Annotated in this window: 20 protein-coding genes and 1 tRNA gene; 13 read left to right on the top strand and 8 right to left on the bottom strand. The window is 58.8% G+C overall.

The genetic code is table 11. The features are described from left to right. Positions 1–11 precede the first annotated feature (11 nt). The 6 genes from AB4850_RS26570 to AB4850_RS26545 all read left to right on the top strand — a co-directional run bounded on the left by AB4850_RS26570 (position 12) and on the right by AB4850_RS26545 (position 6,495). Positions 12–866, top strand: coding sequence for a DNA-3-methyladenine glycosylase family protein (locus tag AB4850_RS26570; RefSeq protein ID WP_414442431.1), 855 nt, complete (start codon positions 12–14; stop codon positions 864–866). Between the two features lie 106 nt (positions 867–972). Further along, positions 973–1,944 carry an acetyl-CoA carboxylase carboxyltransferase subunit alpha gene (locus AB4850_RS26565; RefSeq protein ID WP_414442430.1) on the top strand — a complete coding sequence of 324 codons (972 nt, stop codon included), beginning with the start codon at positions 973–975 and terminating at the stop codon, positions 1,942–1,944. Positions 1,945–1,990: 46 nt separating this feature from the next. After that, positions 1,991–3,439 carry a tRNA lysidine(34) synthetase TilS gene (gene tilS / locus AB4850_RS26560; RefSeq protein WP_414442429.1) on the top strand — a complete coding sequence of 483 codons (1,449 nt, stop codon included), beginning with the start codon at positions 1,991–1,993 and terminating at the stop codon, positions 3,437–3,439. 321 nt (positions 3,440–3,760) lie between these two features. Further along, entirely contained in the window at positions 3,761–5,011 is a 1,251-nt protein-coding gene (locus tag AB4850_RS26555; protein ID WP_414442428.1) for an aspartate kinase, read from the top strand. 196 nt (positions 5,012–5,207) lie between these two features. Then, positions 5,208–5,301, top strand: a tRNA-Ser gene (locus AB4850_RS26550). 477 nt (positions 5,302–5,778) lie between these two features. After that, complete coding sequence (locus AB4850_RS26545) at positions 5,779–6,495, top strand: hypothetical protein (RefSeq protein WP_414442427.1); 717 nt, start codon at positions 5,779–5,781, stop codon at positions 6,493–6,495. A gap of 291 nt (positions 6,496–6,786) precedes the next feature. Here the strand turns inward: AB4850_RS26545 and AB4850_RS26540 are convergent, their stop codons facing one another. The 4 genes from AB4850_RS26540 to AB4850_RS26525 form a co-directional block, all read right to left on the bottom strand. Beyond that, entirely contained in the window at positions 6,787–7,041 is a 255-nt protein-coding gene (locus AB4850_RS26540; RefSeq protein WP_414442426.1) for a hypothetical protein, read from the bottom strand. A 108-nt stretch (positions 7,042–7,149) separates the two neighbouring features. Next, the gene (gene groL, locus AB4850_RS26535) at positions 7,150–8,772 is read right to left on the bottom strand and encodes a chaperonin GroEL (RefSeq protein WP_414442425.1); all 1,623 of its coding nucleotides are present in this window, start codon (positions 8,770–8,772) and stop codon (positions 7,150–7,152) included. A 90-nt stretch (positions 8,773–8,862) separates the two neighbouring features. Beyond that, positions 8,863–9,180, bottom strand: a complete 318-nt coding sequence (gene groES, locus AB4850_RS26530) for a co-chaperone GroES (RefSeq protein ID WP_414442424.1) — start codon at positions 9,178–9,180, stop codon at positions 8,863–8,865. A 171-nt stretch (positions 9,181–9,351) separates the two neighbouring features. Beyond that, positions 9,352–9,987 (bottom strand): diguanylate cyclase, encoded by a 636-nt coding sequence (locus AB4850_RS26525; RefSeq protein ID WP_414442423.1) that lies wholly within the window; start codon positions 9,985–9,987, stop codon positions 9,352–9,354. A 207-nt stretch (positions 9,988–10,194) separates the two neighbouring features. Between AB4850_RS26525 and AB4850_RS26520 the strand changes: the two genes are divergently transcribed. The 6 genes from AB4850_RS26520 to AB4850_RS26495 all read left to right on the top strand — a co-directional run bounded on the left by AB4850_RS26520 (position 10,195) and on the right by AB4850_RS26495 (position 14,990). Continuing rightward, positions 10,195–10,635 (top strand): Hsp20/alpha crystallin family protein, encoded by a 441-nt coding sequence (locus AB4850_RS26520; protein ID WP_414445619.1) that lies wholly within the window; start codon positions 10,195–10,197, stop codon positions 10,633–10,635. 62 nt (positions 10,636–10,697) lie between these two features. Further along, positions 10,698–11,117, top strand: coding sequence for an Hsp20/alpha crystallin family protein (locus AB4850_RS26515; RefSeq protein ID WP_414442422.1), 420 nt, complete (start codon positions 10,698–10,700; stop codon positions 11,115–11,117). A 160-nt stretch (positions 11,118–11,277) separates the two neighbouring features. Beyond that, the gene (locus tag AB4850_RS26510; protein ID WP_414442421.1) at positions 11,278–11,475 is read left to right on the top strand and encodes a hypothetical protein; all 198 of its coding nucleotides are present in this window, start codon (positions 11,278–11,280) and stop codon (positions 11,473–11,475) included. 410 nt (positions 11,476–11,885) lie between these two features. Then, on the top strand, positions 11,886–12,116 hold the full coding sequence (locus AB4850_RS26505; protein WP_414442420.1) for a helix-turn-helix transcriptional regulator: 231 nt from the start codon (positions 11,886–11,888) through the stop codon (positions 12,114–12,116). Between the two features lie 44 nt (positions 12,117–12,160). Further along, the gene (locus AB4850_RS26500) at positions 12,161–13,468 is read left to right on the top strand and encodes a DUF3987 domain-containing protein (RefSeq protein ID WP_414442419.1); all 1,308 of its coding nucleotides are present in this window, start codon (positions 12,161–12,163) and stop codon (positions 13,466–13,468) included. A 364-nt stretch (positions 13,469–13,832) separates the two neighbouring features. Then, positions 13,833–14,990, top strand: coding sequence for an inovirus-type Gp2 protein (locus tag AB4850_RS26495; RefSeq protein WP_414442418.1), 1,158 nt, complete (start codon positions 13,833–13,835; stop codon positions 14,988–14,990). A gap of 316 nt (positions 14,991–15,306) precedes the next feature. On the opposite strand, the gene AB4850_RS26490 is transcribed toward AB4850_RS26495, so the two are convergent. The 3 genes from AB4850_RS26490 to AB4850_RS26480 all read right to left on the bottom strand — a co-directional run bounded on the left by AB4850_RS26490 (position 15,307) and on the right by AB4850_RS26480 (position 17,955). Next, positions 15,307–15,648 (bottom strand): hypothetical protein, encoded by a 342-nt coding sequence (locus AB4850_RS26490; protein ID WP_414442417.1) that lies wholly within the window; start codon positions 15,646–15,648, stop codon positions 15,307–15,309. Positions 15,649–15,679: 31 nt separating this feature from the next. Further along, positions 15,680–16,054, bottom strand: a complete 375-nt coding sequence (locus AB4850_RS26485) for a hypothetical protein (protein WP_414442416.1) — start codon at positions 16,052–16,054, stop codon at positions 15,680–15,682. Positions 16,055–16,185: 131 nt separating this feature from the next. Beyond that, positions 16,186–17,955, bottom strand: a complete 1,770-nt coding sequence (locus AB4850_RS26480) for a hypothetical protein (protein ID WP_414442415.1) — start codon at positions 17,953–17,955, stop codon at positions 16,186–16,188. 200 nt (positions 17,956–18,155) lie between these two features. Here AB4850_RS26480 and AB4850_RS26475 point away from each other — a divergent pair, with 200 nt between their 5' ends. Next, on the top strand, positions 18,156–18,503 hold the full coding sequence (locus tag AB4850_RS26475) for a helix-turn-helix domain-containing protein (protein WP_414445618.1): 348 nt from the start codon (positions 18,156–18,158) through the stop codon (positions 18,501–18,503). Positions 18,504–18,535: 32 nt separating this feature from the next. Here AB4850_RS26475 and AB4850_RS26470 read toward each other — a convergent pair whose 3' ends face one another. After that, a complete protein-coding gene (locus AB4850_RS26470) occupies positions 18,536–18,862 on the bottom strand; it encodes a hypothetical protein (RefSeq protein WP_414442414.1) in 327 nt (108 codons plus the stop codon).

Raw genomic sequence — 18,862 nt, 5'->3', positions numbered from 1 at the left:
CAGGAGGCAAGATGGCAACGGGCAGGAAAGTGCCGGCGAAAGGCGCGGCACGCACGGCGAACGCGTCGCCGGTGGCCGCGAAGCGTGCGCCGGCCGGGAAGGTCGCCGCCAAGCGCGTGGACGCCATTAACGGCGCCGCGCATGCGCCGCTCGCGCGCGCCGTGGCGAAGGCCGCGCCCGCCGAGCGCCGCGAGCCGCCGGCCGAAACGGAGGCGCCGGCGCATGCCGACGCCGTGCTCGAGGTGGTGGTGCGCCCGCCCTATTGGGACAAGGCCTGCGCCGATCTCGTCAAGCGCGACCGCATCCTCAAAAAGCTGATCCCGAAGTTCGGCCCGGCCCATCTGGTCAAGCGCGGCGACCCGTTCGTCACGCTCGCGCGCTCGGTGGTCGGCCAGCAGATCTCGGTCGCCTCGGCGCAGGCCGTGTGGGCCGCGATCGAAGCGGCCTGCCCGAAGCTCTCGCCGCAGCAGGTGATCCGGCTCGGCCTCGACAAGCTCGGCGCCTGCGGCCTGTCCAAGCGCAAGTCCGAATACATCATCGATCTGGCCCAGCACTTCGTGTCCGGCGCGCTGCACGTCGACAAGTGGACCTCGATGGAAGACGAGGCCGTGATCGCCGAGCTCACGCAGATCCGCGGCATCGGCCGCTGGACGGCCGAGATGTTCCTGATCTTCAACCTGTCGCGGCCCGACGTGCTGCCGCTCGACGACCCCGGCCTGATCCGCGCGATCAGCGTCAACTATTTCAGCGGCGAGCCGGTCACGCGCAGCGAGGCGCGCGAAGTGGCCGCCAACTGGGAGCCGTGGCGTACTGTCGCAACCTGGTACATGTGGCGCAGTCTGGACACGGAAACCGGCGACGCTTGACCCGAATTGACTATTGCTTAGGTTGGGTCGATAGTTTCGACCCGATTTTGATGCGGGCGAGCGCGGTTAGAATACGCGCTGCCGCATGACCCAAGGATTCTCATACATGAAGACCACGTTTCTGGATTTCGAACAGCCGATCGCCGAACTTGAAGGCAAGATCGAAGAACTGCGTTTTGTGCAGGACGATTCGGCTGTCGACATTTCGGAAGAGATCGAGCGTCTGTCGAAGAAGAGCCAGCAGTTGACCAAGGATCTCTACGCGAACCTGTCGCCCTGGCAGGTTTCGCAGATCGCGCGTCATCCGCAGCGCCCGTACACGCTCGATTACGTGAACGAGCTGTTCACCGATTTCCATGAACTGCACGGTGACCGCGCCTTTGCCGACGACCAGTCGATCATCGGCGGTCTGGCGCGTTTCGGCGGCACCCCGTGCATGGTGATCGGCCATCAGAAGGGGCGCGACACCAAGGAGCGCGCGGCGCGCAACTTCGGCATGCCCCGACCGGAAGGCTATCGCAAGGCCGAGCGCCTGATGCGCCTGGCCGAGAAGTTCAGCCTGCCGCTGTTTACGTTCGTCGATACCCCGGGCGCGTATCCGGGCATCGGCGCCGAGGAGCGCAGCCAGTCGGAAGCGATCGGCCGCAATCTCTACGTGATGGCCGAGCTGAAGACGCCGATCATCACCACCATCATCGGCGAAGGCGGCTCGGGCGGCGCGCTCGCGATCGCCGTGGCCGACACCGTGCTGATGCTGCAGTTCTCCACCTATTCGGTGATCTCGCCGGAAGGTTGCGCGTCGATTCTCTGGAAGAGCGCGGCGAAGGCGCCGGAAGCGGCGGAAGCGCTGGGCCTGACCGCGCATCGCCTGAAGGCGCTCGGCCTGATCGACAAGATCGTCAACGAGCCGCTCGGCGGCGCGCATCGCGATCCGAAGGGCATGGCCGCGCTGCTGCGCCGTGCGCTCGCCGACACGCTGCGCCAGTTCCAGGGCATGGGCATCGATGCGTTGCGCGAGCGCCGCATGGAGCGCCTGCTCGGCTACGGCAAGTTCAAGGAAACCACGCCGGGCCTGTGAGCCTGGCATATCGCGCCGCCCGCTTCGTGACGCGCGCGTGTTACCGATGATTCCACCGAAAGATCTCTCCGCGGACCGCGTCGTGCTCGACGCGGTCCGCGTTGCTTTGGGCCGCCTGCCCGACGACGCGACGATCGGCATCGCCTACAGCGGCGGCCTCGATTCCACCGTGCTGCTCGATGCCGCGGTGCGCGTGGCCGGCGCCGCGCGCTGCTTCGCGTTCCATGTGCATCACGGCCTCAGCGGCAATGCCGATGCGTGGCTGGCGCATGCCGAGGCCACCGCCGCGGCGCTCGGCGTGCGCTTCGCGGCCGAGCGTGTCGCGGTGCCGCGCGAGACCGGGTTGGGGGTCGAGGCCAGCGCGCGCGAGGTGCGCTATCGCGCGCTCGACGCGCTCGGCGAACATCACGACGCGCAGGCGCTGTGGCTCGCCCAGCATGCCGACGATCAGGCCGAAACCGTGCTGCTGCAGTTGCTGCGCGGCGCCGGGCTGGCCGGCATGGCGGCGATGGCGCCGAGCTATCTGCCGGCCGATGCGCGCATCGTGCGGGTGCGGCCGCTGCTGCATCTGTTGCGCGCGCAACTCGAACGCTATGCCGAAGCGCGTGCCCTGCGCTGGATCGACGACGAGTCGAACGCCGACACGCGCTATGCACGCAATGCGCTGCGCCTGGAGGTGTTGCCCGCGCTGTCGGTCCATTTCCCCGGGTTTCGCGATGCGCTGTCGCGCACCGCGCAGCATGCCGCCGCCGCACAACGGCTGCTCGACGTGCTCGCGGCCGGCGATCTGGACAACGTGGGGCACGAGGACGACGAGGGCCGCCGCCTGTTATCGCGCGAGCGCTTGCTGGCGCTCGACGACGAACGCGGCGCGAACCTGCTGCGGCACTGGATGCGCACGCTGGGCCTGCCCGGCGCTTCGGCCGCTCGATTGGCCGAGATGATCAAGCAACTGCGCGCCACGCAGGTGTCGCATGCGCTGCGCATCGATCACGCGGGGCAGTGCCTGCGCCTGTATCGCGGCGACGTGTACTGGGAAGCCGGCGACAGCGCCGATCCGGCCGACGACGGCACCGCACCCGCGCGGCCCGCTGCCCGGCTCGCCTGGCATGGGCAAGAGGTCTGGCACCTGCCGGCCTGGCGCGGCAGCTTCGTGTTCCGGCCGATCGCGGAAGACGAGGCGCTCGACGAATGCACCGTGACCGAAGCGCAACTCGCCGCCGCGCCGCTCGTCGTGCTCGCGCGCAGCGGTGGCGAACGGCTGCGCACATCGGCCGCCGGCCCGTCGCGCACTTTGAAGAATCTGTTCCAGGAGCGTGGCGTGCCGGCCTGGCAACGCGACGTGCCGCTGCTGCATGTGGGCGAGGTGCTGTTGTTCGTGCCGCGTATCGGCGTGAATCGCGCGCCCGAAGCGGGCGGTGAGGGGAGCGGGAACGGCCGCGCCGGCCACGCGCGCCGCCGCATCGAATGGCGGCCGGACCTGCTGATCGGCTGATCGGGCCCCGAAATATCGCTCCAAATTGGGGCATTTTCTTATGTGGTGCCAGATCAAATCGGCAAACTTGTCAAGCAGACCTCGATAGAGTACGCTCAGGCGTTTGCTCGGCTCGATATTTCGAGCATTTTGTGCAGGTTTCCCGCGTGACGTACCCGGTCTGCGCGGCCTGATCCGCCTTCCGGGCAAATCCGCCACGCCAGCGTGTTGCTTCCCGCCGTCTTCCTCGTCGTCGTCCACTGCCAAAAGCCGCGTGACCGAACGGCAGCGCGGCGTTCAGCGCAGCGCGCCCGCGCGGTCAATCTCCAGTACTGAACGACAATGGCACTCATCGTACACAAATACGGCGGCACCTCGATGGGCTCGGTCGAGCGCATCAAGAACGTCGCGAAACGCGTCGCGAAATGGCATCAGGCCGGTCACCAGCTGGTGGTCGTGCCGTCGGCGATGTCCGGCGAAACGAACCGCCTGCTCGGTCTCGCGAAGGAAATTTCGAGCCAGCCCAGCCCGCGCGAACTCGACATGATCGCGTCGACGGGCGAGCAGGTCAGCGTCGGTCTGTTGGCGATCGCGCTGCAGGACATCGGCGTGCCCGCTGTCAGCTACGCGGGTTGGCAAGTGCCGATCAAGACGGACAACGCCTATACCAAGGCCCGCATCCAGTCGATCGACGACGTGCGCGTGAAGCAGGACCTCGCGGCCGGCAAGGTCGTGATGATCACGGGCTTCCAGGGCGTCGACCCGGAAGGCAACATCACCACGCTGGGCCGCGGCGGCTCGGACACCTCGGCGGTGGCGGTTGCGGCCGCGCTCGGTGCCGAGGAATGCCTGATCTACACGGACGTCGACGGCGTGTACACGACCGATCCGCGCGTGGTGGACGACGCGCGCCGCCTCGATCGCGTCACGTTCGAGGAGATGCTGGAAATGGCCAGCCTCGGCTCGAAGGTGCTCCAGATCCGCTCGGTCGAATTCGCCGGCAAGTACCGCGTCAAGACGCGCGTGCTGTCGAGCCTGACCGATCCCCTGATTGCGCTCGACCAGGAAATGAAGTCGGGCACCCTGATTACTTTTGAAGAAGACGAGACCATGGAAAAGGCAGTCATTTCCGGCATCGCATTTCAACGCGACGAAGCCCGCATCGTGGTGATGGGCGTGCCCGACAAGCCGGGTATCGCCTACCAGATCCTCGGCCCGGTCGCCGACGCCAACATCGACGTCGACATGATCATCCAGAACCAGAGCGTGGCGGGCAAGACCGACTTCACGTTCACGGTCGGCCGCGGCGATTACCAGCGCGCCATGGATATCCTGACCAATCAGGTCAAGGGCCATGTGAACGCGGAGCAGGTGCTCGGCGACCCGAAGGTGTCGAAGGTGTCGGTGGTCGGCGTCGGCATGCGCTCGCACGTGGGCGTGGCCAGCACGGCGTTCCGCACGCTGTCGGAAGAGGGCATCAACATCCAGATGATCTCGACCTCCGAAATCAAGATCTCGGTGCTGATCGACGAGAAGTACATGGAACTGGCCGTGCGCGCGCTGCACAAGGCGTTCGAACTCGACCAGGCCTGAATTCGGCCTGGTGTCGACGCGGGTTCTTCGGGGCTCGCGCTCGATGACTAAGCCGTGTCGTCCGCAAGGTCGGCATGGGTGCGCAGCAGGTTGTCTGTTTCCGCTAAAAAACGTGCCGAAACATTTGACCTGAGTGTCGTGTCCAGATAGAATTTCGTTCTCGTCGCGCTGCCTCCCTGGCGCGATCGACAGTTTGGGAGACGTGGCCGAGAGGTCGAAGGCACTCCCCTGCTAAGGGAGCATCTGGGCCAAAACCTGGATCGAGGGTTCGAATCCCTCCGTCTCCGCCAAAAGCGGGACAAAAGCCCCGTAAGTTCAAGGACTTACGGGGCTTTTCCTTTTTCAGCCCATCACACAGCCCATCATTGAGTATCGGCCTGTGGGCGGCTATCACCTTGTCGTGCCGATGCTAGTAGGCCGCTGATACCATCTGGTGGCGGGGCATTCAGATTCGCGCGTCCAATTCTCAACTAGGTACTCTCTTGACACGCGCGGGTGCGCGATCTAATCGTGCAGGCGTTGGGATGTTGTCGTGTATCGAGGCAGGTACAGGGTTTCTTTGAACGAGGTTTGCTGCTATCGGTGAGAGACATGGAGCTAAGGCGACCCCGGTACATCGAGTGTGGCAGTAACGTATGGTCGGTGGCTTCGGAGCGCAGATTTGTCTCACAAAAATTACAGACGGTAAGTTGATCGATGGCGCGTGTGCTGGCGACGGCAACTGACGCTAAGCTAAGCGCCCCTGAACTCGACAACATTTTCAGATCATGACCGTCTCTGACTGCTTAGCGCGACACGAAACGAACATCGTAAATTTGGCAAACTTAACGCTTGGCAACCTTGCGGTCAGCTATGCGGCTCTCAAGGCGGGAAGGAAGCCGGCAGACTTCGTATTAGAAGTTATAAACGTTATTAGAGCGCGCGACGATCTCGCTGTTGATGACGTGGTGGCGTTCGTCGTGCAATGTTTTCCCGACTCTGATGCGGGAAAAGGATTGGATTGGATTTCAAATTCCGGAAGTCTCCCGCATATTTTATCATGCGTATATTGCATGCGAGCGATTAAAATTTTTGATGCTGAAGATGTAAATCTCGCGTGGGCCCACATGGCGCAGGCAAGATATTGGTGCGGGGTTGCGGTGGCATCTAAAGGTATAGAGGAAGCAAGGAAGCAAACGATTTCGGAAACGTCTAAAGAAGTTCTGGTTAATAAAGCACGTGCGGGAGGGAAGGCTCGCGATCAAGCATATGAGCCTATCCGGCAATTCGCATACGAGCTTGTTCGAAGTAAAAAACCAGAGACCGGTTGGGCGTCTCGTGCAGTAGCTGTGGACAAACTTAAAAAAGAAGTTCTAGATTTTTCGAATAAAAATGGTCGACGGCTCGCGGACAAGAATGTTGCCAATTTGTTGGACAATTGGTTTTCGAAAATTCCTGATTATGAAAATATTTTTAATATAAATCGAAAAAAGAGAATTGACTAAATCAGGGTGCTAAATTAAGTGGGGCGTCGTAGCTTTGCGGCAGTATTGCTACGGCGCAAAATCTGCCTCATGTGTTACCAACATTGCATGGCGGTGGTGCCGGTGCCGCAACTTACTAGTCGAATGTTCGTGAAAATGCGGCTGGGACTGTTTTTGCTTTTGATCTAGTTAACTGGGCTCATATCGCTTTTTTGCTACTCTAAGGCGGCTATCGGCCAGGAGGAGACCGTCATACTCACGCGTTGTTGGACATTCGAGCGTCGGTTTCTGCTTGCTCATCAGCCGGTGGACTTATCGGTCGGCCATGAGATAGCGGATGACGAGCGCCGGGTCGGCGACGTCGAGTATGAGACGGCGGAAAATACGTTTTCGCATATGTTCCTCGTCGAGCAACCATGGCTCGCCCTTCTCACCCAGATACCGGACGAGGGCCTCCTGATGGTCGATGTCCGCGGGAAGATTCAGGCGGGTCGCAAGCAGTCCCGCGATGACATCGTCAACTTCGATGTCGAGCGGTTTCGAGTCGATAATGAGCTTCAGGTGCATGACGGGCTCCGGAGCAAAAAGGCGCTACACGCCGGTGAGGGGTGTAGCGCGAAACTGGGGCTGTCCGGCCGGACCAGGTCCGCCTGAGGATGACAGCCCAGCTACTGCTCAATAATCGAGTTCCGGTGCGGGGGTCGGTGCGGGCTTGTCGTCCTTCGGTGCTTCAGCAACGGTCGCGTCCGTCGTGAGGATCAGCCCGGCGATGGACGCGGCGTTCTGCAGTGCCGTGCGCGTGACCTTGGTCGGATCGACGACGCCGGTTTCGACCAAATCGCCGTATTCGCCGGTGGCCGCGTTGTAGCCGAAGTTGCCCTTGCCGTCGCGCACCTTCGCGATCACGACCGATGGCTCGTCGCCAGCATTCGACGCGATCACGCGCAGCGGTGCTTCCAGTGCGCGCAGCACGATCTGGATGCCTGCGTCCTGGTCGGCGTTGAGGCCTTTCAGGTTCGTCACGCCGGCGCGGGCACGCAGCAGTGCGACGCCGCCGCCCGGCACGATCCCTTCCTCGACGGCCGCGCGCGTCGCGTGCAACGCATCGTCGACGCGGTCCTTCTTCTCCTTCATTTCGACTTCGGTGGCCGCGCCGACCTTTATGACCGCAACGCCGCCCGCGAGTTTGGCGACACGCTCCTGCAGCTTCTCGCGGTCGTAGTCGGACGTCGCCTCGTCGATCTGAACGCGGATCTGTTTGACGCGCGCCTCGATGCGATTCGCGTCGCCCGCCCCGTCGATGATGATGGTGTCTTCCTTGCGCACTTCGACGCGCTTTGCGCTGCCGAGGTCGTCAAGTGTCGCCTTGTCGAGCTGCTTGCCGGTTTCCTCCGAGATCACGGTCGCACCGGTGAGGATCGCGATATCTTCCAGCATCGCCTTGCGGCGATCGCCGAAGCCCGGTGCCTTGACCGCGACGACCTTCAGGATGCCGCGCATCGCGTTGACCACGAGCGTGGCGAGCGCTTCGCCCTCGATGTCCTCGGCAACGATCAGTAGCGGCTTGCCCGCCTTCGCGGCCGCTTCGAGGATCGGCAGCAGATCGCGGATCGCCGAGATCTTCTTGTCGTGCAGCAGGATCAGCGCATCGTCGAGGTAAGCGGCCTGCTTTTCCGGGTCGTTGACGAAGTAGGGGCTCAGATAGCCGCGATCGAATTGCATGCCTTCGACGACGTCGAGTTCGTTGTCGAGCGACTTGCCGTCCTCGACAGTGATCACGCCTTCCTTGCCGACCTTTTCCATCGCATCGGCAATGATCTTGCCGATGAACTCGTCCGAATTCGCCGAGATCGAACCGACCTGAGCGATCTCCCTGTTGGTCGAGATCGGCTTCGACAGCTTGCGCAGCTCGTCGAGCACGGCGGTCACGGCCTTGTCGATGCCGCGCTTCAGGTCCATCGGGTTCATGCCGGCTGCGACGTACTTCATGCCTTCCTGCACGATCGCCTGGGCGAGCACGGTGGCAGTGGTGGTGCCGTCGCCCGCCACGTCGGCGGTTTTCGACGCGACCTGCTTGACCACCTGCGCCCCCATATTCTCGAAACGGTCCTTCAGTTCGATTTCCTTCGCGACGGACACGCCGTCCTTCGTGATGGTCGGCGCGCCGAAGCTGCGCTCGATCAGCACGTTGCGGCCCTTCGGGCCGAGCGTCACCTTGACGGCATCGGCCAGCACATTGACGCCCTTAACGATGCGGGCGCGGGCGCTGTCATGGAATTTGACGTCTTTTGCACTCATGTTCTAGCTCCGGGAAAAGTCGTTGACTCAACGCGTCGCGAACAGCCAGTCGAAATGGGAGAGAACGGATGTCCGCGACCGGTTCGGGTATCAGGCGGCCTTGCGGGCGGTGGCCTGACCGGCTTCGAGCACGCCCATCACGTCTTCCTCACGCATGACGAGCAGTTCCTCGCCGTCGACCTTAACGGTCTGGCCGGAGTATTTGCCGAAGATCACCTGGTCACCGACTTTCAGCTGGAGCGCGCGCTGCGTGCCGTCCTGCAGCAACCGGCCGTTGCTGACCGCGATGACTTCGCCCTGTTCGGGCTTTTCCGCGGCAGAGTCGGGGATAACGATACCGGATGCCGTCGTGCGCTGCTGTTCGATTCGCTTGACGATAACCCGGTCATAGAGGGGACGAATCTGCATTTCCATCTCCTAAACGATAGATCACCAAAAGGGAACCCGGTCTCGCGCCGGAGCGGCAACAGGGCGTTGCCGTGGCGCGCGGGCCGTGCCAATGTCTGGCGGAAAGCGAAATAGCGGTGCTTTATGCGTGCTTCAAGACCACTCGAAACGACAAATATGTAACAAAATATTTCATAGGGGCAGGATGCGCCGGACGGAGCCCAGCCGATAGACAGTGCGGCTCGATATGCCGGGCCGCCGCGGACGGGGCGGCACCGGGCACGGTAACGGACGGCCGCCGTCGGCATCGAGCGTGTCGTCGGGTTCGTCGAGTGCCTGCCAGAGTCCGCCCTTGACCGGGCGGAACAGCCAGCGCAGATAGCCCCTGTGCGCCGCGAGCTGCATGAGTGCTTCCCGGTCTGGTGCGCCGTCGAGAAGATGTCGGTCCATGGGTTCGCCGTCGTCATAGCTGCCGAACGCCTGGCGGCAGGCGAGCGCTTCGGCGTCGGATGCGCCGATCACCTTGCAGGCGCGTCGCTCGATACGCTCGACGTCCCACGCACCGAGCTGCCAAGCTGCATCGAGCAGGGCGGCCTCGACTGTCTCGAAGCAGTGCCACGGCTTGCCGAGCTGGACCGCGGAGCCCGGCACGGATCGGGGCTGGATGGCGACGCCGGGCAGCACGAGCGGGGTGGCTCTCCGGAAGCCGTGCCAGTGCAGGATGGCGACGAGCGGCGTATTGACCCGCGCCACGGCGGTGACGGTGACTGCATAGAGCGGCAGGTTCACTGCATCCATCTGCTCGCGCAGGGTATCGAAAAGATCCATGAAGCCTTCTTTCAACAGTGTGTGTCTCGACCTCTTGAAATTTGCAGACGCTGCACTATTTTAGATTCCGCTCAAGCAGTCGCGCGAGTTATCTCGCCAGCGCGCTGCGTGTTTCGATTTGTCAGTCTGTGGGTCTGTCGCGGACGGGTGAACGGGAACGCGTAGTCCAGTTCGACCTCCGTGCAGGCCCCCTTCCAGGAGCCAGCCATGAGTGATTTCATCTTCAGTACCGATCCGCAGGGCGAATTCGACCGCCTGCAACGGCAGATGGCCAGCCTTTTCACGGGCTTTCCGGCCAGCCTGCGAGCCACGCGCACCAGCCAGTTTCCGCCTGTCAACATTGGCAGCACCGACGACTCGATCGAGATCGTCGCGTTTGCGCCGGGCCTCGATCCTGCGCAGATCGACGTGTCGATCGACAAGGGGCTGCTCACGATCAGCGGTGAACGCAAGGCGCCGGAGCGCGAGGCGTCCGACGACCGGAAGGTTTATGCGCAGGAGCGCTTCACGGGGGCGTTCCGTCGGGCGATCGAACTGCCGGCGCATGCGGATCCCGACAACGTGAAGGCCCGCTATGTCAACGGATGCCTAACGATCAGCATCGGGCGTTCGGAGGCGTCGAAGCCGCGTGCGATTGCCGTGCAGTGAGCGGGGCGCAAGTCGCCAGCATAACGGGCATGACGCCCGCCCAATGAATAATGGAGGACATCATGAGCAACAACACTGAGCTGAGCGTACCGACGAAGGAAGCCGGTAAAGCCACCACCAACCGAGACAACGGACAGGCGAGTGAATCGCGCACCCGTCTCGCGCCCGCGGTCGACATCTTCGAGGACAGCCGCGGCATCACGCTGTATGCGGACCTGCCGGGCGTGCCGCGCGAGAAGCTGGACGTGCGGGTGCAGGATGGAAATCTAAGTATCGAGGCGGAGGCGGTCGTGCCGGCGCCATCGAGTCTGCGACTCCACCATGGGGAAATCCGCAACCCGCAATTCGCGCGCTCCTTCACGTTGAGCCCGGACTTCGATGTGTCGCATATCGATGCTCAACTGCGTGACGGCGTACTGAAGTTGACGATTCCGCGTCGCGACGAAGCAAAGCCCCGGCGGATCGAGATTACCGCAAGCTGAGTGATATAGGTGTTGATGGGGCTGGGCGGCGACTTGCGGATCGCGCCTCGCCGCCTGACTCGCTTCAGGTCATTATTCGCCTAGACACGTGGCCTCGAGCCACACGCTGTTTTTGCACCGAGCCCCTGGTTACGGTTTATTTTGTTACTGGGATAAGACGATGCTAAGTCCACACGAATTTGCGGCCTTGATGCTGGTTCGGCATGCACCGGACCAAATCGACATGAACCGTGCAGAGCTTGATGCATTGCTCGAACGACAGCTCGTCATGCTTGAGCATTCTGCAGAAGGCCATCGCAACCCGCAGCTGACTGACAGGGGACGATCGTTGCTGAAGGCGTTAAGTTCTGAAAATTGAACCATGGGGTAGCCTGCAGCCGTACGCGGATGCCACGCTCTAAACTCGATTCACCAGGAGCAGCAATGCGGGCGGCCGTTTGGTTTCGCAAATCGGTCGCTCGCCCCTCCTTGAACCGAAGGACCGCTCCGGGTCGGTTACAGCCTGTCGCATCGGGCTGCTTCCGGCCAAGAGCGGTGGACTGCCCATAGAGCACACTAGACACCGCCGACCCTTACGCCGCACATCCTTAGATACCTGCCTGGTGGCGAATTTTGATAGCGCTTGGAAAATTTGCCCTCCATTTTGCCAGCAAACATACCCCTTTAGCTGGCAAACATCCCCTGTTTGCTGGTTAAAGGTCTAGCCGGTACGCCACTGGGTATCTAACCTTCATTCATCGAACTCAACCCAATCCAAGGAGATATTCGATGAACGAAAATTCAGTGCCATTGCAAAGAATATTGCGCCTCAAGCGAGTGAAAGAAAAGACTGGAATTTCCGGTAGCAGTATTTACAACAAAATCAATCATCGAAGTAAATATTACGATGAGGAATTTCCTAAGCCGATTCGTCTCAGTGCAGGAGCAGTGGGCTGGAGCGAAGCGGAAATAGATAAATGGATTGCTCTGCGAATGCGCGAGCGAGCCAATTGTGAATAAGGAAAAATCATGCACTATTCAAGTCTGATCATTGGAGGGGGAAGATGAATCAGCCAGTTCAATATAGGTCGATGTGCCGCCGATCGTTGGCGGGACACTCATCGTACCCAATCGGAGCCTTTTCAGGTCTTCTGGGCAAGATGGCGCGCGATCTTAGCGCAGGCGGGAGCATTGCCACTGAGATCATCGGGACCGAACTAATCGGATTTTCGTCGCTCCTCACTCAGGGGGTAGCGGACTTGGTTTGGCCAAACGGGTTGCCGTTGGCAGTGGGAGCCAATGCGCTTGTGGCAGCCCCGTCAGGAAGCGGCAAATCACTTGTTTACAAAATTCTTTCGCATGCGATCGAGCGGTACCTTGCAGTGTTTCCTGTAGAGAGCGTAGGGAAGCATTGCGACCTCTTTCTCGAGGACGTGACGCGCGAGGCAATTCTACAGAGTCTCCGTGATTGGCCTGTTGCTGGGCTCTTCACGGATGAAGCAGGGATGCTCAAACGGCTGCTGAAAGACTCGGCGACGTTGGTGAAGTTGCTGGACGGCGCCCCTTTCCGTGGCGCACGTGTTTCCACTGGACGGCTTGCCTTGGTCGGGCAGCGCGTTTCTATGCTCCTGTTGGAGCAGCCCGAGGTATTCGAGGAGACAAAACGGCTTTTGGGGGGGCGCAAAGGCGGAGTGGGTTTGATCAACCGATTTTTTGTCGCGCTCCTGAAAGAGCATCGCTCAATCAATTCGTCGCAGCACGTTTGTCTGTCGGATGATGTCGCAGAAGCATATGGGCAGCGTGTCTGCGTTCTCCTTGATGCGCTTGTTGAGAACGTCAAAGGAAACCATCTGGCGCGGCGAGCGATCGGACTGAGTGACGAAGCGAAACCCATATTCGCCGAGATTATGGATAACGCGAAAGATCAATGTGTTCCAGGATCGCCGTGGTTTCCGGTGTCGGAATACGTTGCTCGACACGCCGAGCGTGTGCTCCGACTGGCTGGTGTATTTCATATCTTTGAATATGGCGTCGACGGTGAAATTTCACTTGATACGCTCATGCGAGCCGAGCAGCTGGGGAATTGGTATATCGAATCGTTCGCTCGAGCATTTAACGAGCCCCCCAAGCACACTCAGAGCGAGCTGGATGCCGGTAAGCTTTACGATGCGCTTGTTCAATACTACTGCTCGCTGGGTATTCGACAATATCCTCGTCCCAAGATGCGACACGATGCTATCAACTTGGGACTCACCTCGGGCCGCTTCGACCGGGCGTTAGCGGTTTTGTGTGCGGAAGGTCGAACGCAAGTGGTGAGGTTTGCTAACGACTCTTGGGTTGAGCTCGTTGTGCCGAGCTTGCCGTCGTATTGATGATCCATACGTCCTGGGGCATCAGACGTGCCCTGGGACGCTTGTGCGTTAATGAATTTATCGGAATAACTAAGGATATTTTCCAAATATGAATCTGCTTGTGATCCATTGGGGATTTGGATCGGGAATTGTCGCGTTTGATTCGTGTTTGGCCTCTCTCGAAGTTCTGGTTATTAGTGAGATAGTGTTTCGATGAGCTCGTAGTATAGAAGGAGGGTATCTCTGATGAGCTTGTCGTATCTATGGGCTTGCAGTATCGACGAGGTTGCATCGATTAACTATCCTATCCTAATGTTAAAGAATAATGGCTTCATCTCGATGATGCGCTGTCATCGAGATGACAGCGCTTGAATAGGGTGCTTGGATGAATTCAGTAGGTGTCTGGCCGGTACTGAAAGGTGTTGATGGAGTCAGCTATATCATGCCGCAGTTCATGGATGGAATTATCGGCTTGGTTAAATTTATGGAGGAGGTGATCTATGGTGAGAAATGGTTCCATGCCTTGTATGTGAGGAGGGATGGTGTTGAGGGTCGTGTTGTTTCCTCTCTGGGGAGTCACGTTGGGCTGCTGCATAGCTATAGCTTGATCTATTCGAGCGAGTACACCTTCTCGCCACTGCTTGCCTTCTTCTTTGAGGAGTATCGTCATGATCCTATCTTCAAGCATGCGAGATTTCTTGATAAGGCAGACGTTGATGGATTAACGTCTTTGTATTTCAATCAGTTCGTCGCTAGGATGCGACGACGGGCAATTGACGTGAATCTCAAAAAGAAGATGTCTGACTGGGATGGTAAATCAAAGAAGAATCTCCATCGACTTGAACGTGTGGAGCAAGCGCTATTTGAAAGATATTCTCGTTTAATGGTGGTTCGGCTCGATTTCAATTATCACAAGGCTCGCTTTACCAGAGAGGACGTAGAAAGGGCGTTTGCTGACGCCCAGGTCCGTAACGAACGCGATCTGAGTCGATACTTTGATAACGGTGATATCTCTATGCCGAAAGCGGTAGAAGGGCGTATTGCGCTCGAGGAAGTGCAGAAGGATAGGGAACATTTCTTTGCCAATAGGAAGGGCAAGCCATCGCTCTTCGAGCATCTGGTTGGATATGCGTGGTGTATCGAGTATGGGCGGGAGGCTGGGTATCACCTGCATGTCATGCTTTTCTTCAATGGTTCGGAGGTTGAGAAGCATGAGTACATCGCAGATCAAATTGGGTGCTACTGGCGAGACGTCATTACCAATGGTCGAGGCTACTTCGAGAACTGCAATCGGAAGAGGTCAGCTTATGGCGGCGATTGGGCGCTCGGCCAGGTTGACCACTCGGATACGCAGAAGCGCGAGAAGCTGCGCAAGGCGATGAGCTATTTCTGTAAAACGAATCAGCTTGTTCAGGTCGTCCCGTATCCGAAATGCCGTCTGTTTGGCTGTAGTGGTCCTATCCGTCGAAAGCGGCCGGCAGGCGGACGCCCACGCTCGATGCGCGCGGGCCAAGGGGCGGCAAACCAGCGAGCCGAGCGTTGAGAATGGATATCCGAAATTCTAGACTGCCTTTGTAAACAGGCATTTGGTAGCAAGCGTACGCGCCGGGCCACACGGTGGTTGAGCGCGGTGCGTACGTCGTCTGGAGGTCGTAGGAGCCAGCGAATTCGTAGAGGTGCGAGACGTTCAGCATCGTCTCGTGGCTGGTTCGAGGGAGTCGGGGTTGCTAAAGGGATTGCGGAGAAATCGATATCTGTAATTCGATCGAACCTATGTAGGCTAATCGAGAATGAGGATACAAAAAAATAAGAGGGGAACGGCCAGTGGCCTGTTCCCCTCTATCTTTTGACGAGGTCGATTACATCGGCTGGAGATTGCGATCCCTCATGAATTTCTCAATCTCATCGTTGCGTGTGCCGATCGCTTGATAGTAGCAGGCGTCATCGTCGCACTTGCTTTTGACTGCCTTCTCCCACTTTGCCTGATTATCTTGCAAGCTTTGCTTCTCGCTGTTCGATACGCGATCCGAGTTGCCAATGCGCTTGAAGTTCTCTCTCATACGAAGCATGCCGCCGCTGACGCTATATTGGTAGAATTGGGTGGCTTCTGCCTGCGAGCGCTTCATCGAACAAGCATCGAAGAATGCGTTGGCGTGTGCCGCTGCGGTGGCAAGCACGAGTGTAAAAATGATCTTTCGCATTTTGTGTTTCCTTTTGATTTAGTCAGATGTGTCAGTTGAGTCGTTTATCCGGCACGCCATACTTGGTAGTCTCGTGATAGGCGAAGCCATAGAAGTGTTCGTAGATCGAAATGGTGCACGTGTAGTCAGTGTTTTTGCATTGCAGGTGAATGTTTCCTTCGATTGAGAGAAATTCCGTGTGGACTTCTTGCTTAACCTTGTCAGGCACATTGCGCGATGCCAACGTAGCGGCGTTGTAGTCGTCGGCAATCTCAGTCGCATTGCCGATCATTTCCATCCAGCAATTTTTGCTTTGCGCTTTGTTTGGCATGGTGTCGCAAGTGGAAACTGCGAATGCTGACGGAGTTGAAATGGCTACGACGACGAATATCACTGAGGCGATGACGTAGGTGCGAAGACGAGTCATGATTGAGTCGTGTTGTGAGGTGATGTTTGTCGCGGAACTCTTAGAAACTCCGACCAAACGGATTCGGCCGGAGTGTTCATGCGAAGATGCGAATTACATCATCCTGCGGCGACTAAACAGGTTTCTGTGTATTACGGCAACGTAGCGATAACCGAATTCAGAGCACTCGTCAGCGTGCTCGGCAGGTTGTTAACGAACTGGATTGATTTATCCGCGTAAGTCGTTGGATACAGCCAGCCGATTTGGAGATGACCTTGACGAAGTGCGATGACCAATTTCGCACCGAGCACGAGTGGACTCAGGCGTCCACTGGTTGCAGCCAATCCCGTGCCATCGCTCGACGCGATATCGATAATCAGAACATTGGCATTCGCCGCGTATGCCGACCACGTTGCGGTAACGTTGTTGACGACCGCCGTGTGATCGGCGGCGAGCTTGAGCGTGTCGACGCCGATATTCTGTCCTTGCAGATTAATGCCGATTGCTTGCTGAACAGACGTATACGTCGTATTGGCCGATCCTGACGTCATGACAATTGCGTTGCCGTCCGAATAGGCCGGCGTGCTGTTGCAAACCAAGCCGTTCTGAATCGACGCGTTATCGCACATGGGAACCGAAATCGGCAAAACGATACGATCGGCCGCGGAGCTTTGAATGCCGAGATAACCTGTCGTGCCGGTCGGAAATGTCGCACTGGTCAACTGACTAGCGTGTGCGAAATCGTAGAATCCACGTACGGCTGGTGCAGCGACAGATAGCGGTTGGCCCGACAGATCAACGGAACGTAGGGTGTAGCTGAACGCAATACTGGAAATCGGATCGGTTCCAGACAGCGTGGTGCCAGTAAGGGAGAGCGGGAGCGCTGCAAGTCGCTGCGTTTCCGTCACAAAATTCGACCATGTGCCGTCGGCTTTCAGAACGTATTCACCGCTGAGACCGTCATATTTCCCACCGTTGTATGCACCCAATGCAACATTCGACCAAACCGAACCGCCGACCGGCAGGTTCTCTTGTTCTTGTGTTTGCAGCGCGCCATTAACGATCTGTCGGACATCGCGAACCAATGCTTGGTTCGTTGAGCCGGGTGTTTGATTGAAGCCGCCGAAGAACGAGATCAAGTAGTCGACAAAGCTATAGGTCGGCTGGGCCAAGATCTGCGAGGCATCCGCAATCTGATAAACCGGCTTGCCGGCTTGCGCAGCCACGTCTTGCGACGTGACTGACGTCACGCTGCCTTTGGCCACGATGGCATTCAGGACGTTACGCTGCGTCGTGCCGTCGATTGTGCCGTTTGTGGAAAAGCTACCGACCTTATCAACGATTTGTTGGGCGAGTGCGAGGGTCGTAGCGTCGTGATTCGCGACGTAGTCGGCGTTCGGGTCGATCTGACTGCCGATCAAACCTTGCACGACGGCTACGGCCTGAGCGCGACTCAGCCCGGTCTGCATTTGAGTCGCGACCAGCGTAGTCAGTGGGCTCACGACCTGAGCGCCGGCCGATTGCACGACCTGGCTCAGTGTGAACGAAGCCGGGAACTGGAAGCCAGTCGGACGCGAGAGATCTTTCGTTGCCGTAGTGACTTGCACCAGTAGCGCTTTACCTGTCGGGTCGCCGCTGTAGGGAATCGAGAACTGCCCGGTCGCGTCGGTAGTCGCGCTGGGCTCGCCCGAGTCGCAGACGCCGTTGTTATTCAGGTCTAGGCAAGCCACGGCGCCGACTAAGTAGCCGTCGACCGCCTTGCCCGTAATCGTGGCAGCTTGTTGATTGTTGGGCGTACCGCTGGAGCCGGTAGCTGGCGAAGAAGGGGCGGAGTCACCACCACCGCCGCATGCTGCCAAGACGGCTGTAACTGCTACGCCAATGATATGCCTGGCATACCCCGGATATGTACTAAAGGCCATTTTTGTCACCGTTATTTTCGGTATAAATTACCGGAATTTAGAAGCTCGATTGATCGATCGGCGGGTTCTCCCGCAGGCGATTCGAACGGTCGTCGAAAGCGCCGGTCGGGGTAAATCGTCGTTGCGTGACGCGACGTGTGCTGCATTTGTCTCGTCGATCAACGACGACGCTCAATACTACCAAATCGGTAGTATTGAGCGTGAACGAAACTAGGACGATTTTTACTTTCTATGGCTTGAAGGTAAAAATGTCAGTACTTGCCAGACGGCTGAAAGAAGCTCGCCAGCGCGTGGGAATTTCCCAGGAGAGGCTCGGAATCGAGGCCGGGTTGGATCCAATGTCTGCAAGCACACGAATGAATCGTTACGAGCTAGGCAAGCGTGTGCCTGACATGGAATTGGTTGAGCGCTTAGCAGGTGTGCTTCGGGTGCCAGCAGCGTTTTTCTATGCCGCTAACGACATCGAGGCCGAGTTACTCGTTAAATTTCACGGCTTGACTGCTGGACAGCAGCAGTCTGTCCTTGAGTACATCGCCCAATTTGCCTAGCGGCGCGAGGAAGTCACTGGTGGACAAGTACACTAATAGTCGCTTGGCAGCAGTAACGTCGTGATCGAGCGATCCCATTCAGTGATGACCCAGACGACTTGCCCATCCGGAAGCTTGTAGCTGGATAGGAGCGACAGCCCTACCTCAAGGGAGCGCTCATTTTGTTGGCGGTCCGACTCGGGCAGATCGCCCCAATCGCCTCGCAAGTGGCGCAGCAGTAAGTCAAATATCGCTACGTTCGAGTTTTCGCACGCGTGCAGCGCTGCAGGTGTGGCAAAGATCCGGCCGAGCTTGAAGCGTGGGCCGGATGGCTTCGCTAATAGTTGATTCACGAAGTACTCCAGGTGATAGGCGAACAC

It is taken from the genome of Burkholderia sp. 22PA0106, assembly GCF_047497155.1.
Classification (GTDB): Bacteria; Pseudomonadota; Gammaproteobacteria; order Burkholderiales; family Burkholderiaceae; genus Burkholderia.
This window is presented reverse-complemented; position numbering and strand designations above follow the sequence as displayed.

Bases quoted from the DNA above. Each gene is read 5' to 3' on its own strand.
- AB4850_RS26570 (WP_414442431.1), top strand. From the start codon at position 12: ATGGCAACGGGCAGGAAAGTGCCGGCGAAAGGCGCGGCACGCACGGCG.
- AB4850_RS26565 (WP_414442430.1), top strand. From the start codon at position 973: ATGAAGACCACGTTTCTGGATTTCGAACAGCCGATCGCCGAACTTGAA.
- tilS (WP_414442429.1), top strand. From the start codon at position 1,991: ATGATTCCACCGAAAGATCTCTCCGCGGACCGCGTCGTGCTCGACGCG.
- AB4850_RS26555 (WP_414442428.1), top strand. From the start codon at position 3,761: ATGGCACTCATCGTACACAAATACGGCGGCACCTCGATGGGCTCGGTC.
- AB4850_RS26545 (WP_414442427.1), top strand. From the start codon at position 5,779: ATGACCGTCTCTGACTGCTTAGCGCGACACGAAACGAACATCGTAAAT.
- AB4850_RS26540 (WP_414442426.1), bottom strand. From the start codon at position 7,041: ATGCACCTGAAGCTCATTATCGACTCGAAACCGCTCGACATCGAAGTT.
- groL (WP_414442425.1), bottom strand. From the start codon at position 8,772: ATGAGTGCAAAAGACGTCAAATTCCATGACAGCGCCCGCGCCCGCATC.
- groES (WP_414442424.1), bottom strand. From the start codon at position 9,180: ATGCAGATTCGTCCCCTCTATGACCGGGTTATCGTCAAGCGAATCGAA.
- AB4850_RS26525 (WP_414442423.1), bottom strand. From the start codon at position 9,987: ATGGATCTTTTCGATACCCTGCGCGAGCAGATGGATGCAGTGAACCTG.
- AB4850_RS26520 (WP_414445619.1), top strand. From the start codon at position 10,195: ATGAGTGATTTCATCTTCAGTACCGATCCGCAGGGCGAATTCGACCGC.
- AB4850_RS26515 (WP_414442422.1), top strand. From the start codon at position 10,698: ATGAGCAACAACACTGAGCTGAGCGTACCGACGAAGGAAGCCGGTAAA.
- AB4850_RS26510 (WP_414442421.1), top strand. From the start codon at position 11,278: ATGCTAAGTCCACACGAATTTGCGGCCTTGATGCTGGTTCGGCATGCA.
- AB4850_RS26505 (WP_414442420.1), top strand. From the start codon at position 11,886: ATGAACGAAAATTCAGTGCCATTGCAAAGAATATTGCGCCTCAAGCGA.
- AB4850_RS26500 (WP_414442419.1), top strand. From the start codon at position 12,161: ATGAATCAGCCAGTTCAATATAGGTCGATGTGCCGCCGATCGTTGGCG.
- AB4850_RS26495 (WP_414442418.1), top strand. From the start codon at position 13,833: ATGAATTCAGTAGGTGTCTGGCCGGTACTGAAAGGTGTTGATGGAGTC.
- AB4850_RS26490 (WP_414442417.1), bottom strand. From the start codon at position 15,648: ATGCGAAAGATCATTTTTACACTCGTGCTTGCCACCGCAGCGGCACAC.
- AB4850_RS26485 (WP_414442416.1), bottom strand. From the start codon at position 16,054: ATGACTCGTCTTCGCACCTACGTCATCGCCTCAGTGATATTCGTCGTC.
- AB4850_RS26480 (WP_414442415.1), bottom strand. From the start codon at position 17,955: ATGGCCTTTAGTACATATCCGGGGTATGCCAGGCATATCATTGGCGTA.